At 68.6% G+C, this 17,581-nt stretch carries 22 protein-coding genes; 15 read left to right on the top strand and 7 right to left on the bottom strand.

Annotation, left to right across the window (positions count from 1 at the left end; genetic code table 11):
* Positions 1 to 47 precede the first annotated feature (47 nt).
* On the top strand, positions 48 to 434 hold the full coding sequence (locus BG90_RS35850) for a hypothetical protein (RefSeq protein ID WP_124072333.1): 387 nt from the start codon (positions 48 to 50) through the stop codon (positions 432 to 434).
* Between the two features lie 280 nt (positions 435 to 714).
* Here the strand turns inward: BG90_RS35850 and BG90_RS27975 are convergent, their stop codons facing one another.
* Positions 715 to 1,464 carry a helix-turn-helix domain-containing protein gene (locus BG90_RS27975; RefSeq protein WP_010108633.1) on the bottom strand — a complete coding sequence of 250 codons (750 nt, stop codon included), beginning with the start codon at positions 1,462 to 1,464 and terminating at the stop codon, positions 715 to 717.
* 351 nt (positions 1,465 to 1,815) lie between these two features.
* Here BG90_RS27975 and BG90_RS27970 point away from each other — a divergent pair, with 351 nt between their 5' ends.
* On the top strand, positions 1,816 to 2,004 hold the full coding sequence (locus tag BG90_RS27970) for a DUF2964 family protein (protein WP_010108634.1): 189 nt from the start codon (positions 1,816 to 1,818) through the stop codon (positions 2,002 to 2,004).
* Positions 2,005 to 2,207: 203 nt separating this feature from the next.
* Here BG90_RS27970 and BG90_RS27965 read toward each other — a convergent pair whose 3' ends face one another.
* The gene (locus tag BG90_RS27965) at positions 2,208 to 2,660 is read right to left on the bottom strand and encodes a hypothetical protein (protein WP_010108635.1); all 453 of its coding nucleotides are present in this window, start codon (positions 2,658 to 2,660) and stop codon (positions 2,208 to 2,210) included.
* A 222-nt stretch (positions 2,661 to 2,882) separates the two neighbouring features.
* Between BG90_RS27965 and BG90_RS27960 the strand changes: the two genes are divergently transcribed.
* Together BG90_RS27960 and BG90_RS27955 are read left to right on the top strand one after the other, a co-directional pair.
* Entirely contained in the window at positions 2,883 to 3,173 is a 291-nt protein-coding gene (locus tag BG90_RS27960) for a DUF1488 family protein (RefSeq protein WP_010108636.1), read from the top strand.
* A 60-nt stretch (positions 3,174 to 3,233) separates the two neighbouring features.
* Positions 3,234 to 3,470 (top strand): hypothetical protein, encoded by a 237-nt coding sequence (locus BG90_RS27955; protein WP_010108637.1) that lies wholly within the window; start codon positions 3,234 to 3,236, stop codon positions 3,468 to 3,470.
* A 67-nt stretch (positions 3,471 to 3,537) separates the two neighbouring features.
* Here BG90_RS27955 and BG90_RS27950 read toward each other — a convergent pair whose 3' ends face one another.
* Entirely contained in the window at positions 3,538 to 4,185 is a 648-nt protein-coding gene (locus BG90_RS27950; protein ID WP_010108638.1) for a response regulator, read from the bottom strand.
* Positions 4,186 to 4,654: 469 nt separating this feature from the next.
* Between BG90_RS27950 and BG90_RS27945 the strand changes: the two genes are divergently transcribed.
* Positions 4,655 to 5,113 (top strand): universal stress protein, encoded by a 459-nt coding sequence (locus tag BG90_RS27945; RefSeq protein ID WP_010118355.1) that lies wholly within the window; start codon positions 4,655 to 4,657, stop codon positions 5,111 to 5,113.
* A gap of 264 nt (positions 5,114 to 5,377) precedes the next feature.
* On the opposite strand, the gene BG90_RS27940 is transcribed toward BG90_RS27945, so the two are convergent.
* The 3 genes from BG90_RS27940 to BG90_RS27930 form a co-directional block, all read right to left on the bottom strand.
* Positions 5,378 to 6,214 carry a universal stress protein gene (locus BG90_RS27940; RefSeq protein WP_010108641.1) on the bottom strand — a complete coding sequence of 279 codons (837 nt, stop codon included), beginning with the start codon at positions 6,212 to 6,214 and terminating at the stop codon, positions 5,378 to 5,380.
* Positions 6,214 to 6,708 (bottom strand): universal stress protein, encoded by a 495-nt coding sequence (locus BG90_RS27935; protein ID WP_010108642.1) that lies wholly within the window; start codon positions 6,706 to 6,708, stop codon positions 6,214 to 6,216. Before BG90_RS27935 ends, BG90_RS27940 begins: the two co-directional genes overlap by 1 nt.
* Before the next feature lie 168 nt (positions 6,709 to 6,876).
* Positions 6,877 to 7,716 (bottom strand): universal stress protein, encoded by an 840-nt coding sequence (locus BG90_RS27930; protein ID WP_010118357.1) that lies wholly within the window; start codon positions 7,714 to 7,716, stop codon positions 6,877 to 6,879.
* Positions 7,717 to 7,971: 255 nt separating this feature from the next.
* Here BG90_RS27930 and BG90_RS27925 point away from each other — a divergent pair, with 255 nt between their 5' ends.
* The 9 genes from BG90_RS27925 (at position 7,972) to BG90_RS36310 (ending at position 16,540) form a co-directional block, all read left to right on the top strand.
* Positions 7,972 to 9,012 carry a zinc-dependent alcohol dehydrogenase family protein gene (locus tag BG90_RS27925; protein ID WP_010108645.1) on the top strand — a complete coding sequence of 347 codons (1,041 nt, stop codon included), beginning with the start codon at positions 7,972 to 7,974 and terminating at the stop codon, positions 9,010 to 9,012.
* 223 nt (positions 9,013 to 9,235) lie between these two features.
* The gene (locus BG90_RS27920; RefSeq protein WP_025990194.1) at positions 9,236 to 10,258 is read left to right on the top strand and encodes a VTT domain-containing protein; all 1,023 of its coding nucleotides are present in this window, start codon (positions 9,236 to 9,238) and stop codon (positions 10,256 to 10,258) included.
* Between the two features lie 116 nt (positions 10,259 to 10,374).
* Positions 10,375 to 11,583, top strand: a complete 1,209-nt coding sequence (locus tag BG90_RS27915) for an MFS transporter (RefSeq protein ID WP_010118361.1) — start codon at positions 10,375 to 10,377, stop codon at positions 11,581 to 11,583.
* 291 nt (positions 11,584 to 11,874) lie between these two features.
* A complete protein-coding gene (locus BG90_RS27910; RefSeq protein ID WP_010118363.1) occupies positions 11,875 to 12,216 on the top strand; it encodes a protein kinase family protein in 342 nt (113 codons plus the stop codon).
* Between the two features lie 111 nt (positions 12,217 to 12,327).
* Positions 12,328 to 13,089 (top strand): SDR family NAD(P)-dependent oxidoreductase, encoded by a 762-nt coding sequence (locus BG90_RS27905; RefSeq protein ID WP_010118365.1) that lies wholly within the window; start codon positions 12,328 to 12,330, stop codon positions 13,087 to 13,089.
* 15 nt (positions 13,090 to 13,104) lie between these two features.
* Positions 13,105 to 13,965 carry a CmcJ/NvfI family oxidoreductase gene (locus BG90_RS27900; protein ID WP_010118367.1) on the top strand — a complete coding sequence of 287 codons (861 nt, stop codon included), beginning with the start codon at positions 13,105 to 13,107 and terminating at the stop codon, positions 13,963 to 13,965.
* A 573-nt stretch (positions 13,966 to 14,538) separates the two neighbouring features.
* The gene (locus BG90_RS36895; RefSeq protein WP_010118371.1) at positions 14,539 to 14,685 is read left to right on the top strand and encodes a hypothetical protein; all 147 of its coding nucleotides are present in this window, start codon (positions 14,539 to 14,541) and stop codon (positions 14,683 to 14,685) included.
* A gap of 125 nt (positions 14,686 to 14,810) precedes the next feature.
* The gene (locus BG90_RS27895; RefSeq protein WP_010118373.1) at positions 14,811 to 16,139 is read left to right on the top strand and encodes an amino acid permease; all 1,329 of its coding nucleotides are present in this window, start codon (positions 14,811 to 14,813) and stop codon (positions 16,137 to 16,139) included.
* Positions 16,140 to 16,141: 2 nt separating this feature from the next.
* Positions 16,142 to 16,540, top strand: coding sequence for a hypothetical protein (locus BG90_RS36310; RefSeq protein ID WP_158335924.1), 399 nt, complete (start codon positions 16,142 to 16,144; stop codon positions 16,538 to 16,540).
* A 97-nt stretch (positions 16,541 to 16,637) separates the two neighbouring features.
* On the opposite strand, the gene BG90_RS27885 is transcribed toward BG90_RS36310, so the two are convergent.
* Positions 16,638 to 16,880, bottom strand: a complete 243-nt coding sequence (locus tag BG90_RS27885; protein WP_010108657.1) for a helix-turn-helix domain-containing protein — start codon at positions 16,878 to 16,880, stop codon at positions 16,638 to 16,640.
* A 149-nt stretch (positions 16,881 to 17,029) separates the two neighbouring features.
* On the opposite strand from BG90_RS27885, the gene BG90_RS27880 reads away from it, so the two are divergent.
* The gene (locus BG90_RS27880) at positions 17,030 to 17,320 is read left to right on the top strand and encodes an H-NS histone family protein (protein WP_010108659.1); all 291 of its coding nucleotides are present in this window, start codon (positions 17,030 to 17,032) and stop codon (positions 17,318 to 17,320) included.
* Positions 17,321 to 17,581 lie beyond the last annotated feature (261 nt).

The following is a 17,581-nucleotide window of genomic DNA, read 5'->3' as shown; positions in this document are numbered from 1 at the left end:
GCCATTGACGATTTTCCCGACCCCGGACGGATTCGGTCAGGCGAATCGTGACGCAGGCCTATGAACAAGATTTGTGTGCCGCTTCAGTCTCTTCGATTTCGTATTCGCGGGCTATCGAATACGAAAATTTCGGAGCGCCGCAAACTCGCCGGCCTTTTGCGGTTGATTCGTCAGGGAATTTGCGTTGGCTCGGGAGGAACAGCTTCCCCCCCAGCCGACCGGCGCGCATATGCAGCGAAGTGAACCTATCGTGCGGACCGCTCGCTGACCGCGACCGCGACCGCAATCGTATTAAAGATGCAAAAAATACGCAAATATTTATGGCGGAGAGAAATGGGAATCGACGTGCGGGATGTGCTGATGAAGGGCGGCTGGTTTATTTCATTTTTTTGAAAAAGTCGAAAAGTCTATTTCGTCCGATGCCGGATAAATGACTCAAATATGTCAATTCGATCGACAAAAACTGACGCCGCGAATCGCGATGACACAACGAATGCGCCGCACGACGGCGGCGCGCTCGCCGACAGTCGCAAGCCGATCGTGACGCAATGTCCAGCGGGCGCGCGTCCAGCGGGCGCGCGTCGCGCACGAGCCGCGCGCGCGAGCCGCACGCGCGTGCGCGACGCGATGTCGCGTGCCTTCGCATCGTCCGATCGAACCTCCGACGCGGCGAAAGCGGCGCGGACGAGCCCGCCGGCATCGCTTCCGCGCAACTCAGCGCGCGGTCTTTTTCGCGACGCGCCGTGGGACGCCGCTCGTCGCGATCGCGTGTGCGGCGGGCGCACGCTTCGGCCGTTCGGCCTTCTGCGCCGAAGGCGCTTTCACGGGCGGCGGCTCGGCCGTCTTGCGCGCCGTGCGCGCGCGCAGCGGCTTCTGCTCGCCCGGCAGCGACGGGAACGCCGGCTGCCCGTCGCCGAAGAGCGGCAGCGTGCCGACCGCGATCAGCTCGACGGGCTCGTTGCCGACGTTCACGACGCGGTGCCGCTCGTGCGCATCGAAGTGCAGCGAATCGCCCGGGCCGAGCGGAAAGTCCTGCTTGCCGACCGTGTAGCGGACGCGCCCCGACAGGACGAACACGAATTCGTCGCCGGCATGCGCGACCCATTCGGAACAATAGCCTTCCATCATCGACACCTTGACCGCATTGAGCTGGCTGCCCGTGAAGGTGGTCGACAGGCGCTCGTAGCGCTGCTGCGTCGGGCGGATCGAATACGATTCGCGGCTGCCTTGATGCGAATCCGGCTGATCCTGACGGGGCTGGTCGATGAGCGCGCTGAGCGGCGCGCGCAGCGCTCTCGCGACGTTGACGAGCGAAGAAATCGAAATGCCGGTCAGGTTGCGTTCGACTTGCGACAGGAATCCGACCGACAGGTTTGCCTCGGTGGCGACCTCGAGCAGCGTTTTCTTCAGCTCGCGGCGCAGGCGGCGGATGCGTCCGCCGATGTGCATGATGTCCGAATCCATGAATCTCCCACGAGGCTGCGATTGCCGTTCGACGCAAGCGCGCGGCGCGCCGGCGGTTGCGTCGGCCGCGCCCGTTGCGCGGGCGCGGCGCGGCGATGATGCCCGTGCATTGTACAGCGACGCTTTTGGCTTTTTGCGCGTGTGGAGGCGTGTGTCTAAGCGCGTCGCCGACGCTGCGCCGGGTGCGTTTGCGACGACGGGCGGCGCTTGACTCAGGTCAAGGCCGCCGTCGCGCGACGGGCGATCATACAGGCTGGCTGGGTGGGACGCACGAGCGTCGATCGCGCGTGACGACGCCGGCGCGCGGGCCGCGCAATCGGGCGGCCGCACACACGAGGCCAGGAGACCGTCATGGTGCGTAAATATCGGGTCATTCTCGCGACCATCGCCGTGTTCATATCGCTCGCGGGGATGATGGAAGCCGTTCGCGGCCTGCTGTTCGACAGCAATGCCGAATTTCTGTATGGCGTGGTGGCGCTGTCGCTCGGCGTCGCCGCGTTCGTCGTGCTGCTGAATCCGACGCCGAAGGATGAGCTCTGACCGTGTCGCGACGCGCATCCCCGCGTCGGACGGTTCATGCGTCGGACGGTTCATTCGCGTGGAAGCACACGAAATCACGCCGTCTGCGCGACGCAGGCGCGCGGGGCTGGCTGGTCGTCGAACGGTTGGCGCGGCCGTCTCGGCCGGGACGGCAGCCGGTTGTCCATCGCCGGCCAATTCCGATTCCCGGCTTCATCCGCTCATCATCCGCCCGACGCCACTGCCGAGTGCGCGCGCGTGTCCGCGAGCGGCAATTCTCCCCAGCCGAGCGGGATGAACACCGTGCCGCCCGCTTTCTCGATCGTTTCGACGAACGCGCCGAGCGTCGCGCCCGCGGCGATCGACAGCGGCTCGCCGCCGAAGTAGCTTTCTGTCCGCAGCCACGGCGCGAGCCCTTCGTTGATGTCGACGACGCTGCAGGTGACGGCGCTGCGCCCGGCCTCGGGCGGCAGCAGCGGGCCGTCGAACGCGACGCGCAGGAGCTGGTCCGGACTGTCCCCGTAGGGCGGCCCCGCGTACAGCTCGTAAGGCGCCTCGCTCCAGCGGTCGCCGCATTGGCGGTCGAGCGGCAGGCACGTGAAGTAGGCCCACGGATTGCGCACGAAGCACAGGCGATAGGTGTCGCGCACGCCTTCGAGATTCGCTTTCAGTGTCATGGCTCGCCTCTTGGTTCGACGCTCGCGGGGCCGGCACACCGGATGTGACGGGGCGTGCGATGCGACGATCATCGTTCCGCCGCCGCCCGGCGCGTTGACGCAGATCAACCGTGCACCGCGCGCGGCCGGTTGACGTGGGTCAAGCGCGTGCGGCGGCGCGGTTCTATGCTGAAGCATCGATGGCTCCGTTGCCCGTCCCGGCAGCGGCTACAGGAGGTTGTCATGCCCGTCATGAAGATTTCGTTTCCTCAAGATCCGCCGCCCGAATATTGTGCGCGCGATCTCGTCGTTGCGTTCCCCGCGCTCGTCGACGGCGAGTACGTGCAATGCGCGATCACGGCCGAGGCGCTCGAGGATCATTTCGGCGCGGCATCGCTGAAGGAAGACGATCTGCTCACGGCGTTCGACCTGCACCGCGGCAAGATCGAGCATGCCGCGCGCCGGATGCTCACCGAGATCGGCGGCAAGCCGGTCTTGCTGCACAGCGGGTTCTTTCGATTCCTTTACGAGTAGCGCCCGCGCGCCGCACGGCTTCGCGTTGCGCCGCGGCGGCTGATTCGGCAGGAGAGCGACATGACGTTGTCAGGGAACATTCAGGAAGGCGACTGGACGGTCGAAGTGACGACGTCGCCGGCGCAGGGCGGTTATGTGTGCGACATCAAGGTGATGCACGGCGCGCCGGGCGGCGCGTTCAAGCACGCATTCCGGCACAGCAGGACGTTTCCGACCGAGCGCGACGCGATGCTCGAGGGGCTGCGCGCCGGCATGACCTGGATCGAGCTGAAGATGTCGAAGGCGTTCAATCTGTAGGGCGGGCGCGCGCTGGCCGCACCGCACCGCGCTTCGCCGCCGCGTGCGGGCCCGCCGCCCGCGCGCGTCAATCCTCGTCCGGGTCGTCGATCAGCTTGTGCCGCAGCGCGTAGCGCACGAGCGCCGCTTCGTGCGGCATCTGCATCTTCTCGAGAATCCGCGTCTTGTACGTGCTGACCGTCTTCGCACTGACGCACAGCTCGTCGGCGATCTGCGTGAGCGTCTGTCCGGACGCGATCCGGCGGAACACGTCGAACTCGCGGTCGGAGAGCCGGTGGTGCGGCAGCGTCTCGGCCGGCTCGTTCAGGCTCTGCGCGAAGCGCTCGGCCATCGCGAGGCTCACGTACACGCCGCCCGACGCGACCTTCGTCACCGCGCCGACGAGCTCCGAGCTCGCACTTTCCTTCGTCAGATAGCCGGACGCGCCGGCACGGAATGCGCGCACCGCGTACTGCTGCTCCGCATGCATCGTCAGCACGAGGATCCGCAGCGCGGGCTTCTCGTCCTTGATCTGCTTGATGAGCTCGACGCCGTTGCGTCCCGGCATCGACAGGTCGAGCACGAGCACCTGCGCGGGCGTCGAGCGGATGAGCGAGATGGTCGTCGCGCTGTCGGACGCCTCGCCCGCGACCTCGAAGCCGGACGCATTCTGCAGGATGTGGCGCAAACCGTCGCGCACGAGCGCGTGGTCGTCGGCAATCAAGACCTTGATCATGGGTGGAAATTTTCCTGTCGAATCGATTGCGTCGGGGAGGCCGGCCGGTGCGCGCGGGCGGCGGCCGCGAATGCGGCGGCGCGGGCCCGCGCGGGCGAACCGGCGCAGGGCGCGGCGTGCACGCGTTCGTTTCGTACCGTCGCACGAGCGGTCGTCAAAGTTTTACTCCCGAGGCCGGCTGCGATGCGGCGCCCTGAACGCACGGACGCCACTCGCAAGTGGGCCACGGCCTCTTATCATGAATATTGAGATGAATTGTGCTCGATTTGACTGTTTTTGGCTAATGGGATGGCGCAGGAGGCGTGGCGAACGAGGCGGCGCCGCCTGCCCGACGCGCGTCGAGCGGGCCTTGCGCGCACCCCGAACGCACACTTGATCCTCGTCAACGGCGGGCCCTGCGCGGCGCGCGAGACTCTCGGCAGGGCGTGCTCGCACGCGATCGAATGGTGTTTTCCCGGAGGTGTCGACCATGTATAAACGTATCTTCGCGGCGCTCGACGGCAGCCGCAGCGCAAGCGTCACGCTGGACGAAGCGATCAAGATCGCCGAGACGTTCGGCGCAACGGTGACGGCCGTGTGCGTCGTCGAGCACAAGCCGCAACTCGTCGACGTCAATGCCGCGTACATCGAGCCGCAGGAGGAAGACGGCTCGGCGAGCGAGATCGCGACCCGCGTGCTCGCCGACGCGAAGGCGCGGCTCGCGCAGCATCACGTCGAAGGCACGGTGCGCGCGATCGATTCGTATGGCGAGGACGTCGCGGTGGTGCTGATGCGCACGGCCGCCGAATGCGACGCCGACCTGATCGTGATGGGCACGAGCGGACGCCATGGCATTCGCCGGCTGCTGCTCGGCAGCGTCGCGGAATCGCTGCTGCGGATCGCGGATCGGCCGGTGCTGCTGCGCCGCTACGACGAGTCCGCGCATTGATACGGGCCGCCGCGCCCGGTTGTTGCATTGCGGCATCGGGCGCGCGCCGGCTGACGCGGCGAAACGGCGTCGGTCGTCGGAATCGTCGGTTGAAAGCGCTGCGAAAGCCGCGCGGGCCGTACGGCTCGCGCGAGATGTAAAAAAACGAAAGGCGTCCGGAAGCGGGCGCCTTTCGCGCATATCGGCCCGGGCCGAGCCGACGGGCAAGCGCCGGGCCGGCGCCCCGGTATCCGTTCCGGCACCGGCTCGCAGACGCCGCGCCGCTCAGTGCGACAGCAGCACCGGCACCGTCATCGATTCGAGCATCGTCCGGGTGACGCCGCCGAGCACGCGCTCGTGCGTCCGCGTGTGGCCGTACGCGCCGAGCACGAGCAGGTCCGCATGCAGGTCGGCTGCGCGGTTCAGCAGCGCCGCGCCCGTTTCGACGCCGGGCACGTGCGCCGACGTCGAGAACGACGCCTGGATGCCGTGCCTGCCGAGGTACGCGGCGACGTCGATGCCGGCTGGCGCGAGATCGGCGCCCGTCTTGCGGCGGCGCAGGATGCTTTCCACCGTCACGAAGCGCGCGCGCCTGAGGATCGGCAGCGCGTCCGTGACCGCACGCGCAGCCTCGCGGCCGCCGTCCCACGCGACCAGCACGTTCTCGCCGAACGTGCGCATCGCGCCCGTGAACGGCAGCACGATCGCCGGCACGCCGCAGCTCATCACGACGTCGTCGATGAAATGCTGCTCGATGTATGCCGTGTCGTCGCCCGGATCGGGCTGGCCGAGCACGACGAGGTCCGCGTGGCGCGCATGCAGCGTCGCGACGTCGGTGGGCGGGCCGGCCGGCGCGCGCCATTCGAAGTTGACGCCCGCGCGTTCGCCCGCTGCCGTGAAGCGCGCCTGCGCGTCGTCGCGCCGTGCGGCGTGCTGAGCCTCGTTCGCCGCGAGACGCAGGCTTTCGTCGCTGCGAAAGAGCGGCCGCATCAGATCCTGGCACACGACGTACAGGCCGATCACATGTGCGTCCCAGCGCCGCGCGAGGTCGAGCGCGAACTCGGTGCGCGCGTCGCTCTGGCGGCTGTCGTCGACATGGACGAGCAAAGTCTTGAATTTCATCACGCAGTCTCCGTCGGATGAGTGGCGTTCGCGTCGTCGGCCGGCACGCTGCGGGCCGGGATCATCATTACCGGGCAGCGGGCATGGCGCAGCAGCCGCTCGGCGACGCTGCCGAGCATCAGCCGGCGCACGCCGCGCCGGCCGTGCGTGCCCATCACGATCAGGCTCGCGCCGATCTCGCGGGCCGCGCGTTCGAGGCGCTCGGCGATGTCCTCGCCCGGCGGCTCGACTTCGATGAGCCGCGGCGCGCCGGCGACGCCGCGCCGCGTCATCCGGCTCTGCGCGTCGTCGAGCACGCGCCGGCCTTCCTCGCGAAACGCGTCGATGAGGATCGACGGGTCGTAGCCCGGCGTGTCGAATGCGAACACCGGCATGTCGACGACGTAGACGGGCACGAGCCGCGCGCCCGTGTCGACGGCGAGCTGCAGCGCCGCGTCGAGCGCGTGCGACGCGGTCTCGCTGCCGTCGAGCGCGACAAGAATGATCGAATACATGTTTGTCTCCCAACACCCCTTTCGTTCGGTCATCGTCGGCCGCGCAACGCGCCGCCCGACTGACCCGGATCGGGCGCGCGGGGCCGCGAGCGGCGGCCTGCGCGCCCGCGCGGCTTGCCGTCCGCGCGCCTCTTCGGGCGGCTGCGGAGGCGCGCGCCGTTGCGCGGCTCAGTGCGACATCAGCACCGGCACCGTCATCGATGCGAGGATCGTGCGCGTCACGCCGCCGAGAATCAGCTCCTTCCAGCGCGCGTGGCCGTACGCGCCCATCACGAGCAGGTCGGTGCCGGATTCGTACGCGTGCGACAGCAGCACGTCGCCGATCGACGAGTCGCGCGAGCGCTCCAGGTCGCGCACGTCGATGTTCGCGTGATGGCGCGCGAGCGTGAGCGCGATGTCGGCGCCCGGAATCCGCCCGCCGGGCGGCTCCTGCGTGGCGCCGTTCACGGTGACGATCGTCGTTTTCGTCGCGAGCGCGAGGAACGGCGCCGCGTCGTGGACGGCCCGCGTCGCCTCGCGGCTGCCGTCCCACGCGACGAGCACGCGCGTGCCGAGCGCGGACGGCATGCCCGCGTACGGCAGCAGCAGCACCGGGCGGCCCGCCGACAGCACGAGCGTGTCGGGGAAGCTGTCGTCTACGTAGGTTTCGGGGTCGTCCGGATCGGTCTGGCCGGCGATCACGAGGTCCGCGTAGCGTGCGTAATGCGGCACCGATTCGTTCGCGCGCGCATCGGCGACGAGCCACTGGCCCTGCACGTTCGCGCGCGTCAACTCCGCGTGGAACAGCCGCTCGAGCGCCGCGCGCTTCTCGCCGCGCCGCTTCTCCTGATCGGAGAAGTAGTCGGCGGTGCCCGCCATCACGTAGAACGACGTCGGCTCCGGCGTGTAGATCGCGAAGATCGCCGTCAGGTAGGCGCCGAACTGGCGCGCGAGCGTCAGCGCGGTTTCGAGCCGCGCGCGCGCGCGGTCGCTCGTGTCGAGATGGACCAGGATGCTCTTGTAGCTCATCGCTCGTTCTCCTTGGTTCCGGCGCCCCGTGCGCCGTCTGTGCGTATGCCCCCAGTCTATGAAGCGCGCGGGCGGGGCGCTTGACTCAGATCAAAGCCCGTCCGGCCGTCCGGCCGTCCGGCCGCGGGCGGACGCTGCGCGCGGGCGCCGCACGCGGACGGGCCGCGGCGCTTGATTCGCGTCAACCGGCGCGCGCGGCAAGCGCCTAGAGTGGGGCGCGAGGGGCATCCCACGCCCCGCGAGCGGAGAGACGACATGAAAGCGCTGGTGTATCACGGGCCCGGCGGCAAATCGCTGGACGAGCGCCCGATGCCGGAATTGGCGGCGCCGACGGACGTCATCGTGCGCGTCACGCGCACGACGATCTGCGGCACCGACCTGCACATCCTGAAAGGCGACGTGCCGAGCTGCGAGCCGGGGCGCATTCTCGGCCACGAGGGCGTCGGCGTCGTGCATCGCGTGGGCGCCGCGGTGAGCACGCTGAAGGAGGGCGATCGTGTGCTGATCTCGTGCATCTCGTCGTGCGGCCAGTGCGAATACTGCCGGCGCGGGATGTATTCGCACTGCGCGACGGGCGGCTGGATCCTCGGCAACCGGATCGACGGCACGCAGGCCGAATACGTGCGGATCCCGCACGCGCAGACGAGCTTGTACCGGATTCCGCCGGGCGCGGACGAGGAGGCGCTCGTGATGCTGTCCGACATCCTGCCGACGGGCTTCGAGTGCGGCGTGCTGAACGGCCGTGTGCAGCCGGGCTGCACGGTCGCGATCGTCGGGGCGGGGCCGATCGGGCTCGCCGCGCTGTTGACCGCGCAGTTCTATTCGCCCGCGCAGATCGTGATGATCGATCCGGACTCGAACCGGCTCGCGGTCGCGAAGCGCTTCGGCGCGACCGCGTGCGTCGACAACGGCCAGGTCGACGCGGTCGCCGAGGTGAAGGCGCTGACGGGCGCCGGCGTCGACTGCGCGATCGAGGCGGTCGGCATTCCCGCGTCGTTCGAGCTGTGCCAGCAGATCATCGCGCCGGGCGGCGTGATCGCGAACGTCGGCGTGCACGGCGTGAAGGCGGACCTGCATCTCGAGACGCTGTGGGACCGCAACATCACGATCACGACGCGGCTCGTCGACACGTCGAGCACGCCGATGCTGCTGAAGACCGTCGGCGCGGGGCGGCTCGATCCGAAGCAGCTGATCACGCACCGTTTTCGGCTCGCCGACATCGGACAGGCGTACGAAACCTTCGGCCACGCGGCGAACACGCGCGCGCTGAAGGTCGTCATCGAAGTGTCCGAGTAGGCGCGGGCCGCGCGCTGCCGCGGTTCGCCGTCGTTCCCGATTCCGCCCGGTTTCTCGAAGCCGGGCGGACGCACGCGCTCGCGCGCTTGCACGAGCGGGTCATGAAACGCGTTTAGAATGCGGGTTGCCGATCTACGCCGCGCACGCGCCGCGGCCGGCGCCGCGGCGGTCCGCGGGCGCCGACGCCACCCGGCTCGGCATTCGTCGCGTTCGAGGTGCGCCCGTGTGGCATTTTCCCCAGGCTATTCCCGCGTCGCTCGGCCCGTGGGCCGTGTTCGCCAGCGTGCTCGTCACGCAACTCGGCATGCCCGTTCCGGCCGTGCCGATGCTGATCGTCGGCGGCACGATGGCGGCGATGGGCCAGGCGTCCTATGCGAGCATGCTCGGCGCGGCGGTCGCCGCGACGGTGCTCGCCGATTCGATGTGGTTTTTCGCCGGCCGCGCGCGCGGCCGGCGGCTCCTGAACGCGCTCGTGCGCTTCTCGCTGTCGCTCGACACGACGCTGCGCGTCGCGCGCAAGGTGTTCGAGAAGCATGGTGCGCCGCTCCTCGTGCTCGCGAAATTCCTGCCGGGCCTCGGACTCGTGTCCGCGCCGCTTCTCGGCACGACGGCCGTCGCCGTCTGGGTGTTCCTGCTGTGGGACGTCGCCGGCGCGTCGCTGTGGGCGAGCGTGTGGCTCTTCGGCGGCGCGGCGCTGCACGACGAGATCGCGCGGCTGATGCAGTGGGTGAGCGCGAGCGGCGGCACGCTGTTCGACGCGTTCGCGGCGATCTTCGTCACGTTCGTGCTGTACCGCTGGGTGATGCGCGTCCGCTTCCGCCACTGGCTCGCGAAGATCCGCATCAGCCCGCAGCAGCTCGACGCGATGCTGAAGTCGGCCGCGCCGCCCGTCGTTTTCGACGCGCGGCCGCGCGCGGTGCGCGACAAGGAGGCGTACCGGATCGCGGGCGCCTATCCGCTCGATCTCGATTCGCCCGATCCGCTGCATCCCGACCTGATGACGCGGCCGATCGTCGTCTACTGCGTGTGCCCGAACGAGGCGACCGCGAAGCGCATCGTCAGCCAGTTGCAGCGCAAGCGCATCCGCCACGCGCTCGCGCTGAAGGGCGGCCTCGATGCGTGGGAAAAGCTCGGCTATCCGGTCGAGCCGCTGCCCGCCGACTTTGACGCCGCGCGCTATGTCGCGTCGCCCGTCGAGCCGGGCGACGGCGGCGGCTATCCGGTGCGCGCCGGGTTGGCGGACTAGCCGCGCACCGATCGCGGCGGCGGCGCGCCGAGCGGATGTCGGCCGCGCCGCTGCGGCGCGCTGTTGCTTCGACGCTTCGCACACGAAACCCATCCCGACCGGTCAAGAACCCGCCCATGCCAGCGCGTCCCGCTTCCTCCGTCCGTCCGCCGATTCCGCGCACCGTCTGGGCGCTCGGCTTCGTCAGCCTGTGCATGGACCTGTCGTCCGAGCTGATCCATGCGCTGCTGCCGATCTATCTCGTCACGACGATGGGGATGAGCGTCGCGGCGCTCGGCGTGCTCGAAGGCGCGGCCGAGGCGACCGCGATGATCGTCAAGATCTTCTCCGGCGCGCTGAGCGACTGGCTCGGCCGGCGCAAGGCGCTGCTCCTGTTCGGCTACGGGCTCGCCGCGCTGACGAAGCCGCTGTTCCCGCTCGCGGGCGGGCCGTCGACGGTCGCCGCCGCGCGGCTGCTCGACCGCGTCGGCAAGGGCATCCGCGGCGCGCCGCGCGACGCGCTCGTCGCTGACATCGCGCCGCCCGAGATCCGCGGCGCGTGCTTCGGGCTGCGCCAGTCGATGGATACGGTCGGCGCGTTCGCGGGCCCGCTGCTCGCGATCGCGCTGATGCTCGCGTTCGCCGATCACATCCGAATCGTGCTGTGGTTCGCGGTGGCGCCCGCCTTCCTGGCGGTCGCGCTGATCCTGATCGGCGTCGACGAGCCGGCGCACGCGCCCGCCGCCGCGCGCGCGTTTCGCTCGCCGCTGCGCTGGCGCGCGCTGCGCGAGTTTTCGGGGCGCTATTGGTTCGTCGTGGTGATCGGCACCGCGTTCACGCTCGCGCGCTTCAGCGAGGCGTTCCTCGTGCTGCGCGCGCAGCAGGCGGGTCTCGACATCGCGTGGATTCCGGCCGTCATGGTCGTGATGAGCGTCGCGTATGCGGCGTCCGCGTATCCGGTCGGCATCGTGTCGGACCGCTTCGGCGCGCGCGCGCCGCTCGCGGCCGGCATGCTGCTCCTGATCGCGGCCGATCTGCTGCTGGGCGCGAGCGCGTCGCCGACGGCGCTCTTCGCGGGCGTCGCCGTGTGGGGGCTGCACATGGGCTTCACGCAGGGGATGCTGGCGGCGCTCGTCGCGGAAACCGCGCCGTCGGACCTGCGCGGCACCGCGTTCGGCGTGTTCAATCTCGCGGGCGGGGTCGCGATGCTGGCGGCGAGCGCGCTCGCCGGCTGGCTGTGGGAGCACCACGGCGCGCCGACGACGTTCTTCACCGGCGCGGCGCTCGCCGCCGTCGCGCTCGCGATGTGCGGCTTCGTGCGGCGAGGGGCGGGGCAGGCGGCGTGATGGCGGGCGGCTGACGGGCGACGGCATGTGCTCGCGGCGGCCCTCGGGCGAGCGCGAAGCGTGAGCGTTCGGGCGGAGCTCGGTCGACTCGATTGTCCTCCGCTGTTTTCCGGGGCCGTCGTCGCGGCCGGTCGCGCAGGGCGCTCGAACGGCGTCCATGCATCGTGGCGCGTCGGCGGGGTGGCGTCGTTCGGATCGCGTTCGACGTCTCGACGACCATCGTGACGATGCTGCGGGTGATGATCGACGGTCGGCGGTCGCTGCGAGCGGGCGCAACGCCGGCTCGTCCGGATGCGCACGTTCGAGCCATTCGCGTTCCGCGATTCATGCGATGACGGCTGTTTCGGCACCGGTCCCGATCCCGATCTCGAATTTCCCGTTGGAGGCGACCGTGTGATCGCGCCGTTTCAACGGATCGCTTTGCGCATCGCCATCGAAATTTCATCGACTCGTTCGACGACGGAAGCGATCGTCCGCGCACGACGATCGCCTGCGACACCGCTCCGCCGCACATCGATCGACACATGCCGCGAACACCCGCTCGAACGTCCCGCCGGCCGCTCGCCGCCGCTCGCCGCCGCTCGCTCGCTCACGTTGCGCGCCCACAAGACTGCGCGGCCTACAGGGTTTTAAAAACGCTCTATGCTCAACGCTCCTTCAACGCGCGCGTTCGCAGCCCTCCTGATAAACATATCTCGTTTTCTTCGTTTCACGCGCGCGACAGACGATATAGGGTTCGCCGATATGACGATCGATACAGAGTCATCTTCTTCCATTCCGCTCGCATGGATCGCGGGCGTCGGCGCGAGCGCCGGGCTCGGCGCGGCCGTCGGCCGGCGCTTCGCGCGCAGCGGCTTCGCGGTCGTGCTGACGGGGCGCACGCACGAGCGCGTCGCAGCGGTCGCGGACGAGATTCGCGCGCAAGGCGGCATCGCGCACGTCGCGAGCGGCGACATCGCGAGCGAAGCCGATGTCGAGCGCCTTGCCGTCGAAGTGCGCACCCTCGGCACGCTGCGGGCCGCGGTGTTCAACGCGGGCAACGCGGTGCGCGCGCCGACGCTCGAGCTGAGCGCCGCGCAATTCGAGAACGCGTGGCGCACGAACGTGATCGGCGGCTTCCTGTTCGCGAAGGCGACGCTCGCGCAGCTGCTCGACGCGAGCGATGACGCGCCCCGCAGCCTGCTGTTCACGGGCGCGACGGCGTCGCTGCGCGGCCGCCCGCCGTTTGCCGCGTTCGCGTCGGCGAAGGCCGGCCTGCGTTCGCTCGCGCAGACGCTCGCGCGCGAGTTCGGGCCGCGCGGCATTCACGTCGCGCACGCGGTGATCGACGGCGGCATCGACGGCGAGCGCCTGCGCGGCGCGGCGCCCGACCGGGCCGCGCAAGCGGGCGCGGACGGGCTGCTGTCGCCCGACGCGATTGCCGAGAGTTACTGGCAGCTGCATGTGCAGCACCGCAGCGCGTGGACGCAGGAGCTCGATCTGCGTCCGTACAACGAAGCGTTCTGACGAGGAGTAGCCGCGATGAGCACGGTCATCGAAGAGCGGCCGCCTGCGCGGGAAGGCGGCGAGATCGAAGCGGAGGTCAACTACCTGGCGAAGGGCGTCGCGCGCCCGGTGTCGTACATGTTCGAGCCGCCGCCCGGCACGCCGTGGGCGACGGGCGAGCTGGAGCCGCGTCGCGTGACGATTCGCGACGCGCGGCCGCTCGCGGCCGCGGGCGCGCTCGGGCTCGATGCAAGCGGCTTCGAGCTCGTCGCGCATCGCACCGCGCTCGCGGATTTTGCCGACGACGCGGCGATCCGCTCGATCTACTACGCGGAAGTCGACGCGCTGCTGCGCGCGGCGACGGGCGCCGAGAAGGTCGTCATCTTCGATCACACGCTGCGCGACAGCGCGCACGGCTCGCGCGCGACGTCGGCGTTGCGCGAGCCGGTGCGGCGCGTGCACAACGACCAGACGTTCGTGTCGGCGCCGCGCCGCGTGCGCGACCATCTGCCCGCCGACGAGGCCGAAGCGCGTCTGAGGCAGCGCTTCGCGATCATCAATGTCTGGCGTCCGCTCGACGTCGTCGAACGGCTGCCGCTCGCGTTGTGCGATGCGCGCACGATCGCGCCCGACGATCTGGTGCCGGGCGATCTCGTCTATCGCGACAAGATCGGCGAGACCTATTCGGTCGTCGCGAATCCCGCGCACCGCTGGTTCTACTTTCCGCGGCTGCGCGCCGACGAGACGCTGCTGCTGAAGATCTACGATTCGCTCGACGACGGCCGCGCTCGCCTCACCGCGCACACCGCGTTCGACGATCCGACGACGCGCGCGGCTGCCGCGCCGCGCCGGAGCATCGAGGTGCGTGCGCTCGTGTTCTGGCCGGCGGCTGCGTGAGCGTCGGCGGCGGCAGGCGGCGATGGCGGTGCGGCGAATAGCGTAGCGCGTCGGTCGATCGGCCGGGACGGGTTTCGTTCGCATCGCGCGCCGGCGATGCGCGCGGCGCGATGCGGCGACGCGTGATGAGGCGAGGCGTGGCAGGGCGTGATGAAGCGAACCAAGAAAGGGCTCGCCATGTCTCGTCGCGCTGCATGCCTTCGCCGCTTCTGCGGCGGCACCGGTTTCATCCGCGGCGCGTGAGCGGCACGGCGTTCGCGCCGCCACAGTGCCGCCCGAACGCGACAGAAACGGCTGGCGATGCGCGCCGTATTCTTCATATAATTGCCGCTGCATTTCGACCGAGCGTGCAATGCCGATCCGGGCGCCGGCACAGGTTGCGAGGCTCGCCCGCTCGTCGTCGACTTCCCGAGCAACGCGAAACGGATGCGCGCCTGCGGCACGCGCGGCTTGTTCATGCTTGTCGGGCGGCGACGATGCGCGCGTGCTTCGGCACGATCGGACGCGCGTCGCGCGATGCGTCGCGCACCCGGACGAATCTGACCGCCGCGCCGCATCGTCGAGATTGACGGAATGAAGCGGGTCGATCGCGATTCGTTTTCGGTCGGGCGGACGGTGATCGGATTTGCCGCCGGGCGTCGCGCCGTCTTCGCGAAGCGGTCGGCAGCGGCGGAGCACGCGGCCGGGGCCGCAGGCCGTGACGTCGTCCGCCGCGCGTGATACGCCACGGTCTTTCCTTGACACGACATCACAGCGGCGCATGCCCGCGCGCCGACAGGAGACATGGGTGACTTCACAAGACGAACGGCTGCACCCGCGGCCTGGAGGAGCAGCACATCAACCTGATGGCGCTCGGCGCGACGATCGGCGTCGGCCTCTTTCTCGGCTCCGCCACCGCGATTCGCTCCGCCGGCCCGGCGATCCTGCTGACCTATATCCTCGGCGGCATCGCGATCTTCCTCATCATGCGCGCGCTCGGCGAAATGGCGATCGACAATCCGGTCGCGGGCGCGTTCAGCCGCTACGCGCAGGACTACATCGGGCCGCTCGCCGGCTATCTGACGGGCTGGACCTACTGGTTCATGTGGATCGTCACGTGCATGGCGGAAATCACCGCGGTCGGCGTCTACATGCACATGTGGTTTCCCGACGTGCCGAACTGGATCTGGACGTTCGCCGCGCTGATCGTGATGGGCGCGGTGAACTTCATTGCGGTCAAGCTGTACGGCGAGTTCGAATTCTGGTTTGCGCTGATCAAGATCGTGACGATCGTGCTGATGATCGCGAGCGGCGGACTGATGATCGTCGCGGGCGTCGGCAACGGCGGCGTGCCGACCGGCATCTCGAATCTGTGGGCGCACGGCGGCTTCATGCCGAACGGCTTGTCGGGCGTCGTCGACGCGCTGCCGATCGTGATGTTCGCGTATCTCGGCGTCGAGATGCTCGGGCTCACGGCGGGCGAGGCGCGCAATCCCGAGAAGTCGCTCGCGAAGGCGGTGAACTCGGTGTTCTGGCGCGTCGTGATTTTCTATGTCGGCGCGCTGTTCGTGATCATGTCGATCTACCCGTGGAACCAGATCGGCACGCAAGGCAGCCCGTTCGTGATGACGTTCTCGCGGCTCGGCATTCCGGCCGCCGCCGGCATCATCAACTTCGTCGTGCTGACGGCGGCGCTGTCGTCGTGCAACAGCGGGATCTTCAGCACCGCGCGGATGCTGTTCAATCTCGCCGAGCAGGGGCAGGCGCCCGGGCGGCTCGCATCGGTGAGCCGGCGCGGCGTGCCGGTGTACGGCGTGCTGATCTCGGCGGCGCTGCTGTTCGTCGGCGTCGTGCTCAACTACTTCGCGCCTCAGAAGGTGTTCGTGTGGCTCACGTCGGTATCGACGTTCGGCGCGATCTGGACCTGGTGCGTGATCCTGATCGCGCAGTTGCGCTTTCGCCGCCGCGTGTCGGCCGAGCGTCTTGCGCGATTGCCGCTGCGCGTGCCGTTCCATCCGGTATCGTCGTTCGTCGCGCTCGCGTTTCTCGCCTTCGTCGTCGTGCTGATGGCGTTTTCGCCCGACACGCGCGTCGCGCTCGTCATCGGGCCGCTGTGGATCGCCGTGCTGACCGCGTACTACTACGTGTATCAGGCGGGGCGGCGCGCGCCGCTCACGTCGCCGACGGACGGGTGAGCGTGGCGCAGCGCCAGGCGAAGGCGATCGGGCGGCGGCCGGCATGCATTTTCGCGCCCGTTGTCGATTGCGCTGGCGGGCGCGCTGTCGCGTCGCTGCGCGACGGATGCGCTGGTGCGCTCGACGGCCGTTTCATCGTTCGAATCGCATGGGAACAGTGCGCTGCGGCGTTGCGGGCGCGCTCGATGTCGGCGCGCGATGCGGCTTTCGATTGTGCGGGAGTTGCAGGCATGATCGCAGCGCGGCGCGCCGCGTTGGCTCACGCGATCGATTCGACCACGCTACGGAAAACGTCCGCAAGGCGATTCGCATCGCACGTACCCTACGCATCGCATGCCGCGAACCTGCGCATCGCGTATCAGGTATCACACGCATATTCGTATGCGCCGTGCGCGGCATGACGGACGACATGCGAACGAACGCACAGACAAGCGAGGCGGCGGGCGCTGCCCGCGCTTCAAATCGTTTCTAATGGCGAGATGAAGCCGCACTCGTCTTTCAGACGCCCGCGTCGATTAATTCCGATACGGCCTGGTTTGGCTCGACGCCGCAATGACGACACCAGTCGAGATAAAGGAGAATATCGACATAGCGTTCTCCTCGTTCGATCTTGGAGAGATAGGACTGGTCGATGCGCAGACGCTCAGCCAATTGAGTCTGGGTGAGGCCTGCCGCTCTTCTCAGCGCCCGCAAATGCGTGCGCAGAATGACATAACGAGGGTGATGAATGGAAGGGAGCATGGGCGAATGCTCCCTGCTGAATCGAAATAGTCCACCTTGGCCTAATTGGGCTATGATAGCCGAAAACTGACTTCGACACTATTCAACACAACAACGCGGTTATCGATTGTCGGTCGAAAAGAGGCAGTGGAATCTACGGGGAAATGGTAATGGCAACATACAAGGAATTGCTTGCCCAATTAGATGTTCTGAAGCAGCAGGCGAAGACCGCGCGCGCGGCCGAACTGCCCGACGTGCTCGTCGAACTCCGCAGAAAGATCGTCAAGTACGGTCTCACGCAGAAAGACCTGTTTCCGCCGCGGCTCGGACGCCCGAAGAAAGCCGACTCGCTGCCGAAGCCGCGCTATCGCGATCCGGAAACGGGCGCGACCTGGACAGGGCGCGGCCGCGCCCCCGCATGGATCGCGGGGCAAGATCGCGAGCGGTTCCTGATCGAATAGCGCGCTGACTGCGATCGCACGTGATGCGTTTCGTGCGCGTTTGACTGCCGGGCGCTATCGAATGGAGCGTCGCTTGTGTGCGTTCGTACGTTCGTACATTCGCACGTTTGCGAATGAGGAATTTGTGAATGACGATAGTGCGCGTTCGCGCATGCAGCCCGCGCATCCCGTGCGGTTTCGATCGTCATGATCGGATGCGTGGCGGTTGCCGTCGGCATCGGCGACATTCGCCGTTCGTGCGGTTCGAAGCATCCGAAGCAT

The organism is Burkholderia oklahomensis C6786 (assembly GCF_000959365.1).
In the GTDB taxonomy this organism is placed as follows: Bacteria; Pseudomonadota; Gammaproteobacteria; order Burkholderiales; family Burkholderiaceae; genus Burkholderia; species Burkholderia oklahomensis.
Note: the sequence above shows the minus strand (reverse complement) of the source record. Positions and strands in the feature narration are given on the sequence as shown.

What these genes read in the sequence shown, in the direction of transcription:
- BG90_RS27905 (WP_010118365.1), top strand. Translation starts at nt 12,328, where the DNA reads ATGACGATCGATACAGAGTCATCTTCTTCCATTCCGCTCGCATGGATC.
- BG90_RS27935 (WP_010108642.1), bottom strand. Translation starts at nt 6,708, where the DNA reads ATGTATTCGATCATTCTTGTCGCGCTCGACGGCAGCGAGACCGCGTCG.
- BG90_RS27955 (WP_010108637.1), top strand. Translation starts at nt 3,234, where the DNA reads ATGACGTTGTCAGGGAACATTCAGGAAGGCGACTGGACGGTCGAAGTG.
- BG90_RS27925 (WP_010108645.1), top strand. Translation starts at nt 7,972, where the DNA reads ATGAAAGCGCTGGTGTATCACGGGCCCGGCGGCAAATCGCTGGACGAG.
- BG90_RS27960 (WP_010108636.1), top strand. Translation starts at nt 2,883, where the DNA reads ATGCCCGTCATGAAGATTTCGTTTCCTCAAGATCCGCCGCCCGAATAT.
- BG90_RS27900 (WP_010118367.1), top strand. Translation starts at nt 13,105, where the DNA reads ATGAGCACGGTCATCGAAGAGCGGCCGCCTGCGCGGGAAGGCGGCGAG.
- BG90_RS36895 (WP_010118371.1), top strand. Translation starts at nt 14,539, where the DNA reads ATGAAGCGGGTCGATCGCGATTCGTTTTCGGTCGGGCGGACGGTGATC.
- BG90_RS27940 (WP_010108641.1), bottom strand. Translation starts at nt 6,214, where the DNA reads ATGAAATTCAAGACTTTGCTCGTCCATGTCGACGACAGCCGCCAGAGC.
- BG90_RS27885 (WP_010108657.1), bottom strand. Translation starts at nt 16,880, where the DNA reads ATGCTCCCTTCCATTCATCACCCTCGTTATGTCATTCTGCGCACGCAT.
- BG90_RS27945 (WP_010118355.1), top strand. Translation starts at nt 4,655, where the DNA reads ATGTATAAACGTATCTTCGCGGCGCTCGACGGCAGCCGCAGCGCAAGC.
- BG90_RS27915 (WP_010118361.1), top strand. Translation starts at nt 10,375, where the DNA reads ATGCCAGCGCGTCCCGCTTCCTCCGTCCGTCCGCCGATTCCGCGCACC.
- BG90_RS27910 (WP_010118363.1), top strand. Translation starts at nt 11,875, where the DNA reads ATGCGCACGTTCGAGCCATTCGCGTTCCGCGATTCATGCGATGACGGC.
- BG90_RS27950 (WP_010108638.1), bottom strand. Translation starts at nt 4,185, where the DNA reads ATGATCAAGGTCTTGATTGCCGACGACCACGCGCTCGTGCGCGACGGT.
- BG90_RS27965 (WP_010108635.1), bottom strand. Translation starts at nt 2,660, where the DNA reads ATGACACTGAAAGCGAATCTCGAAGGCGTGCGCGACACCTATCGCCTG.
- BG90_RS27975 (WP_010108633.1), bottom strand. Translation starts at nt 1,464, where the DNA reads ATGGATTCGGACATCATGCACATCGGCGGACGCATCCGCCGCCTGCGC.
- BG90_RS27970 (WP_010108634.1), top strand. Translation starts at nt 1,816, where the DNA reads ATGGTGCGTAAATATCGGGTCATTCTCGCGACCATCGCCGTGTTCATA.
- BG90_RS27895 (WP_010118373.1), top strand. Translation starts at nt 14,811, where the DNA reads ATGGCGCTCGGCGCGACGATCGGCGTCGGCCTCTTTCTCGGCTCCGCC.
- BG90_RS27880 (WP_010108659.1), top strand. Translation starts at nt 17,030, where the DNA reads ATGGCAACATACAAGGAATTGCTTGCCCAATTAGATGTTCTGAAGCAG.
- BG90_RS27930 (WP_010118357.1), bottom strand. Translation starts at nt 7,716, where the DNA reads ATGAGCTACAAGAGCATCCTGGTCCATCTCGACACGAGCGACCGCGCG.